The sequence below is a fragment of the Nocardia sp. NPDC004722 genome (genome assembly GCF_053601505.1).
Map to the genome: position 1 here is coordinate 1 of NZ_JBSGBY010000498.1, position 6410 is coordinate 6410.

Below are 6410 nucleotides of genomic sequence, written 5' to 3' on the forward strand. Positions count from 1 at the left end.
TCCGATGTTTCCGCGCAGGCTCGATGCGTTGAAGGTGCTCAGCGCCGATCTGTCGCACGATGAGGTGTATCGCAACCGGTTCGAGCGGGAGGCGACCACATCCACGGTGAGGCCGAAACGGTCCAGCAGCTGCGGCCGCAGCTCACCCTCCTCGGGATTCATGGTGCCCACCAACACGAATCGCGCGGGATGGGTATGCGAGACGCCGTCGCGCTCGATGTGCACGCGTCCCATGGCGGCCGCGTCCAGCAGCACATCCACCAGATGATCGTGCAGCAGATTCACTTCGTCGACGTAGAGCACACCGTGATGGGCGGCGGCCAGCAGTCCCGGCTTGAACGCCTGCTCCCCATCGCGCAGCACCCGCTCCAGATCCAGCGAGCCCACGACCCGATCCTCGGTCGCGCCCACCGGCAACTCCACCAGCCGCGCGGGCCGCGCCCCCGACTCGTCCACCACCGGCGGCAGCAACTGCGCCAACGCCCGCACCACGGTCGATTTCGCCGTCCCCTTCTCCCCGCGCACCAGCACGCCCCCGATCCCGGGATGCACCGCACACAGGATCAGCGCCAGCTGCAACCGCTCCTGCCCCACCACGGCGGAAAACGGAAACCCGGCCTCATCAGCGGCCGCGCGAACACTCTCGGGATAAGTCACAGGGAAACCGGACACGCCCCAACTCTAGGCAACCCCACCCCTCCCCCTCCGTCCACCCCGACCCCGGAATGGAAACAGCCGCGCCCGCTGCGGGTTTCGCAGCGGGCGCGGGCGTCGGGTGGGTGCGGGGTCAGCCGCGGCGCATCGGGATGTGCGGGATGCCGTCTTCGATGTACTCCGCGCCGTCCGGCTTGAAGCCGTGCTTGGTGTACATGTCGAGCAGGTAGGTCTGGGCGTTCAGGCGGACCGTGGCCGAGCCCGCTTCGGCCAGGGCGGCCTGCAGCAGACGGGTGGTGTAGCCGTGGCCGCGGGCTTCGGGGGTGGTGCAGAGACGGCCGATGCGGAAGGACTTGACGCCGTCTTCATGCTCTTCCATGAGACGGAGGGTGCAGATCACGGCACCCTCGTCGTCGAGCCAGAAGTGGCGGGTTTCCGGCAGCAGGTCGTACCCGTCCAATTCCGGATAGGCGCACTTCTGCTCGACGACGAACACCTCGACGCGAAGTTTCAACAGCTTGTACAGCGTCGTGGTGTCCAGGTCTTGGGACCACGACCTTTTGAGAGCAACCGTTGACATCATCGAGTCTTGCTATCACATCTAGGCGTGAGAAGCGATACCGGCGTGCTTGGGCGTGTTGTCCGAATCGAGCTGCAGGGCCTTGGAAGACCAGTCCCACACCTCGCTGAACAGGGCCTGGTTCTCCGAGAGCTTGACGCCCAGCGACGGCACCATTTCCTTCAGTTTCGGCTCCCACGTGGAGAATTCGCGCGGGAAGCAGCGCTTCATCACATCGAGCATGGCGCTCACACAGGTGGACGCGCCCGGCGAGGCGCCGAGCAGACCGGCGATGGTGCCGTCCTCGGCCGCGACGACCGCGGTGCCGAGTTCCAGCACGCCGCCCGCGCCCTTGCGGCGGATCACCTGCACGCGCTGGCCGGCGATGATCAGCTCCCAGTCGCGGGTGTCGGCGCGCGGGATGAACTCGCCCATCGCGCCGATGCGGTCGGCCTGCGAGTTGAGCAGCTCACCGACCAGGTAGTTGACCAGGCCCATCTCGGTGACGCCGACGCCCAGCATGGAGAACAGGTTGTTGGGCTTCACCGACTTGAACAGGTCGGTCAGCTTGCCGTCCTTGAGGAACTTCGGCGTCCAGCCGGCGTAGGGGCCGAACAGCAGGCCCTTCTCACCGTTGATGACGCGAGTGTCCAAGTGCGGCACCGACATCGGCGGCGCGCCGACCGACGCCTGACCGTAGACCTTGGCCTCGTGCTGGGCGACCAGGTTCGGGTTGGTGGCGCGCAGGAACAGGCCCGAGACCGGAAAACCGCCGAAGCCGTTGATCTCCTTGATGCCCGACTTCTGCAGCAGCGGCAGCGCGCCGCCGCCCGCGCCGACGAACACGAACTTGGCGTTGATGACCCGCACCTTGTGGCTGCGCAGGTTGCGCACCTTGACCAGCCAGGAGCCGTCGGACTGCTTGGTGAGGTTGAGCACCTCGTGGCCGAACGCGATATCCGCGCCGGACGCGCCCAGGTGGGCCAGCAGTTCCTTGGTGAGCTCACCGAAGTCGATGTCGGTGCCGTTCTCCGACCAGTTCAGGCCGATCGGCTCGGAGAAATCCCGGCCCTTCGCCATCAGCGGTAGTCGCGAGCTGAATTCCGCTGCGTCGTCGATGAATTCCATGCCCTCGAACAGCGGGTGCCGTGACAGCGCCTCGTGACGCTTGCGCAGGTACTCGACGCCGTCCGCACCGTGGGTGAAGCTCACGTGCGGAATGGGGTTGATGAAGTTCGACGGGTTGGCCAGCACCCCGTTCTCCACGGCGTAGGACCAGAACTGCCGCGACACCTGGAAACGCTCATTGATATCGATGGCCTTGGTGATCTCCACCGAGCCGTCGGCGTTGCGCGGCGTGTAGTTCAGCTCGCACAGGGCCGAGTGGCCGGTGCCCGCGTTGTTCCAGGGGTCGCTGCTCTCCCCGGCGGCCTCGTCCAGGCGCTCGAAGATATTGATCGACCAGTCCGGCTGCACCTGTCGGAGCAAGGCGCCCAGGGTGGCACTCATGATGCCGGCTCCGATGAGGACTACATCGGTCTTTTCAATCGTGGCAGCGTTCGACACGGCGTTCGTCGACTTCCTTGTCATTTGGGGTCACCAGGTGGGAGTTAGGTTACCCGTCGTTCACTTGGACTCAATTCTGCCCCTGACCATTCCCGAATCCCGCTTCGAAATCCCCGAATGTGAGAGATCCCTCCCAAATGGACATCGTTGTGGCGCGGTCTATCTTGGGCGTGTGACCTCAGATACGTCATCCCCCACCTCGTCGACCACCACCTGGCAGCCGGACGTGCTGGGTGAGGACTACCAGCAGCTCACCCTTCCCCTGGGACCCGATCCGGACGGCGAGGGTGACGCCGTCGCCACCCTGGTCCGCTACCGCCCGGCCGACGCGCCGGTCACCACCCGGGCCGTGCTGTACGTGCACGGCTTCACCGACTACTTCTTCCAGGAACACCTGGCCCAGCACCTGGCCGCCCAGGGTTATGCCTTCTACGCGCTGGACCTGCGCAAATGCGGGCGTTCGCAGCGGGCCGGGCAGACCCCGCACTATGTCAGCGATCTGGCGCTCTACGACGAGGAACTCAACCGCGCGTTGCGGGTCATGCGCGAGGAGACCGGACTGCCGGTGCTCGTCATGGCGCATTCGACCGGCGGGCTGGTGACCTCGCTGTGGCTGCACCGGTTGCAGGCCGCGGGCGGCACTGCGGCACAAGGCATTACGGGTCTGGTGCTCAACAGCCCGTGGTTCGATCTGCAAGGACCGGGCTACTACCGCTCGATCGGCACGCCACTGCTGGAGGGTCTGGGCCGCCTGCGGGGCTTCGCCAAGATTCCGCTGGGCGTCTCCACCGCCTACGGCGACAGCCTGCACAAGAGCGTGTCCGGCGAGTGGGACTACAACCTGGATTGGAAACCGTTGAGCGGCTACACCGTTCACGCCGGTTGGCTGCGGGCCATCCGGCGCGGGCAGTTCCGGCTGCACAAGGGACTCGACATCGGTGTCCCCGCGTTGATCCTGCGGTCCAAGCTGACCAAATTCATGCGCAAATACGGACCCGCCGCCGATCTGGCCGACCTGGTGCTCGACGTCAAGCAGATCCAGCGCTGGTCGGGCTGCCTGGGCGACCGGACCAATATCGTGCCGATCGAGGGTGCGCGGCACGATGTCTTCCTGTCGGCCCAGACCCCGCGCACCCGGGCCTTCGCCGAACTCGATTCATGGTTGGAGTGGCTGGCGAAATCACCAGAAGCTGGTGCGTAGCACCACTTCGGTGGCCAGTTCGTGGCCCGCTTCGGCGGGCACGTCGGTGACATCCATGGGGACCAGCCGGAATTCGCCGTAGACGAACCGGCTGGAACCCTCGGCCACCGGGCGCGGCAGGCGCTTGGTGGCCAGCAGGGTGGTGGGGATCTCCACCGGCGGGCAGGAGGCGTCGGCGACGCTGCCGTCCGGGCCGGGCGCGGCCGGGTGGCCGCCGCCTGCGGCGATCAGGCTCATGAAGCGGCCGAAGCCGCGCGCGGCCAGCTGCCAGGCCAGATCCGCGCCCGCGCCGCTGCCGACCAGGTTGGCCCACGGGACCTTCAGCTGGTCGAGGATGGCCTTCACCGTCTCGATGTCGAGACCGTCGATCGATTCGATGACGATGGTGCGCAGGTCCGAGGTCTGCAGGCGTTCGCAGACCCGGTCGTAAACGTCGGCCGGATCGCCCGCATCGGGGAGCAGCAGGACATGGTGCCGGGATTCGGGTCCGCCAATTCGCACCGCCCACTCGCGGTCACCGACCGTGATCCGCCGAGATTCCATGGAAAGTCACGCTACAGGAGCGGTGCGGGGGCCGAACCCGAGTCGGGCGTATTTTTGTGACCTGAGTCACTTGGCGACGGTCAGGATTGGGACATCCGACAGCGCTCCGCCGCTGATCAGGCGCTCGAGCAGGTCCTGATCGAGGTGCTTCTCCATGAGGTCGGCCAGCAGGTCAAGCTGCTCGGCGCGGACCTGCTCCACCGAAACATCGTCGGCGACAACGAATCCGGTGCGCCCGACTCGGTCCGCCACCTGTCGCAGCCAGGCGCGACGAAACTCGTCCGACTCCAACGCACCATGCAGGTGGGTGCCCCAGATCGATTCGCGCACACTGCCTTCGGCAGTACCGTCCAGTTCGAACCACGCCGGGTCGCCGTTGCGGGTGACGCGGCCGTGGTGGATCTCATAGCCGTGCACGGGGAGATCGCTATCACCGCTCGCCCCGGCATGATCCCGGACACGACCGCTGGAGCGGCGCAACACCTTCGGGTCGGCGAATTCGATCTCCAGGTCCAGCAGGCCCAGGCCAGGAACGGTCCCGGCGGCGGATTCGATCGGGTCGACGATGGTGCGGGCCAGCATCTGATAGCCGCCGCAGATGCCGAGGATCGGCGCGCCCGCCGCCGCGCGGGCGGTGAGGGCGTCGGCGATTCCGGTGCGGCGCAACCACTCCAGATCGCTGACGGTGGATTTGCTGCCCGGGATCACCACCAGATCGGCCCCGGCGAGGCGGGACGGGTCGTCGACCCAGCGGACCGAGACACCGGGTTCGCAGGCCAGCGCCTCGACATCGGTGGAGTTGGAGATGCGCGGCAGCCGGATGGCGGCCACGGTCAGCCACTGATCGCCCAGCGGCGGGCGCGGGCGGCCGACCGGGGCGTCGGCGACGGTGCCGAGCGAGTCCTCCGCGTCGATCCAGAGATCCGTGGCGAACGGGATGACGCCGAGAGTGGGCCGCCCGGTCAACGCGGTGAGCTGATCGATCCCCGGCTTCAGCAGATCCACATCGCCGCGGAACTTGTTGACGATGAACCCGGAGATCAATTGCTGGTCTTCGGGTTCCAGGATCGCGACGGTCCCGAACAGATGCGCCAGCACTCCCCCGCGATCGATGTCGCCGACCACCACGACCGGCAACTCCGCCGCCCGCGCCAGCCCCATGTTCGCCAGATCCGTTGCCCGCAAATTGATCTCGGCGGGCGACCCGGCCCCTTCACAGATCACCACATCGAATTCGTCCCGCAGCGAGGCCAATTCCTCGGCCACGATCGCCCGCAACTCCGTCCGATGCCGGAAGTAGTCCTTGGCCCCCACGGTGTCGATCGCCTTGCCCCGCACCACAAGCTGCGAGCGACGATCGCTCCCCGGCTTGAGCAGCACCGGGTTGAACCGCACACTCGGCTCCAACCCGCACGCCCGCGCCTGCAACGCCTGCGCCCGCCCGATCTCCCCGCCGTCCAGCGTGACGACGGAGTTGTTGGACATGTTCTGCGCCTTGAACGGCGCGACGCGCACGCCGCGCCGCGCCAGCATGCGGCAAAGACCCGCTACGACAACGCTTTTCCCGGCGTCCGACGTGGTCCCCGCAACGAGCAGGGCGCCTTTCACCGGGTGCTGTACTCCGCTCGGGGGCGGTAGACGTAGTGGTCGCGGCCGCTGCTGGTGTAGGCGTCGCGGTTGACGTAGGCGTCGCGCTTGTCGGCGGCGGCATCGTCCGGCTTCTCCGCGTCCTCGACCGGGCGGCCCGCGGAGAGCTCGACGTGGCGGCGCATGGTGGCGCGCATGGTCGCGAGACCCTCGTCGCGGGGGTTCGGGGGCAGGAAGCGGACTTGGGCAGGGTTCCCTTCGTATCACGTTGCAGCAGGCCGGTTTTGAGGCCACGGTCGA

At 67.1% G+C, this 6410-nt stretch carries 7 protein-coding genes; 1 reads left to right on the forward strand and 6 read right to left on the reverse strand.

Going from position 1 to position 6410, the window contains the following annotated elements; translation table 11 throughout:
* From ACWELQ_RS34500 to mqo, 3 genes are all read right to left on the reverse strand, one after another.
* The coding region (locus ACWELQ_RS34500; protein ID WP_452401212.1) for an ATP-binding protein at positions 1-657 on the reverse strand (657 nt) is incomplete at its 3' end.
* A gap of 130 nt (positions 658-787) precedes the next feature.
* Entirely contained in the window at positions 788-1237 is a 450-nt protein-coding gene (locus ACWELQ_RS34505) for a GNAT family N-acetyltransferase (protein WP_452401213.1), read from the reverse strand.
* An 18-nt stretch (positions 1238-1255) separates the two neighbouring features.
* On the reverse strand, positions 1256-2803 hold the full coding sequence (mqo, locus tag ACWELQ_RS34510; protein ID WP_452401214.1) for a malate dehydrogenase (quinone): 1548 nt from the start codon (positions 2801-2803) through the stop codon (positions 1256-1258).
* Between the two features lie 148 nt (positions 2804-2951).
* On the opposite strand from mqo, the gene ACWELQ_RS34515 reads away from it, so the two are divergent.
* Positions 2952-3980, forward strand: coding sequence for an alpha/beta hydrolase (locus tag ACWELQ_RS34515; protein WP_452401215.1), 1029 nt, complete (start codon positions 2952-2954; stop codon positions 3978-3980).
* Here the strand turns inward: ACWELQ_RS34515 and ACWELQ_RS34520 are convergent.
* From ACWELQ_RS34520 to ACWELQ_RS34530, 3 genes are all read right to left on the reverse strand, one after another.
* Positions 3960-4523, reverse strand: coding sequence for an alpha/beta fold hydrolase (locus ACWELQ_RS34520; protein WP_452401216.1), 564 nt, complete (start codon positions 4521-4523; stop codon positions 3960-3962). The two genes, ACWELQ_RS34515 and ACWELQ_RS34520, sit on opposite strands and share 21 nt — an antisense overlap.
* Before the next feature lie 66 nt (positions 4524-4589).
* A complete protein-coding gene (locus ACWELQ_RS34525) occupies positions 4590-6131 on the reverse strand; it encodes a cobyric acid synthase (RefSeq protein ID WP_452401217.1) in 1542 nt (513 codons plus the stop codon).
* The gene (locus tag ACWELQ_RS34530) at positions 6128-6307 is read right to left on the reverse strand and encodes a hypothetical protein (RefSeq protein ID WP_452401218.1); all 180 of its coding nucleotides are present in this window, start codon (positions 6305-6307) and stop codon (positions 6128-6130) included. Before ACWELQ_RS34530 ends, ACWELQ_RS34525 begins: the two co-directional genes overlap by 4 nt.
* Positions 6308-6410: the final 103 nt, after the last annotated feature.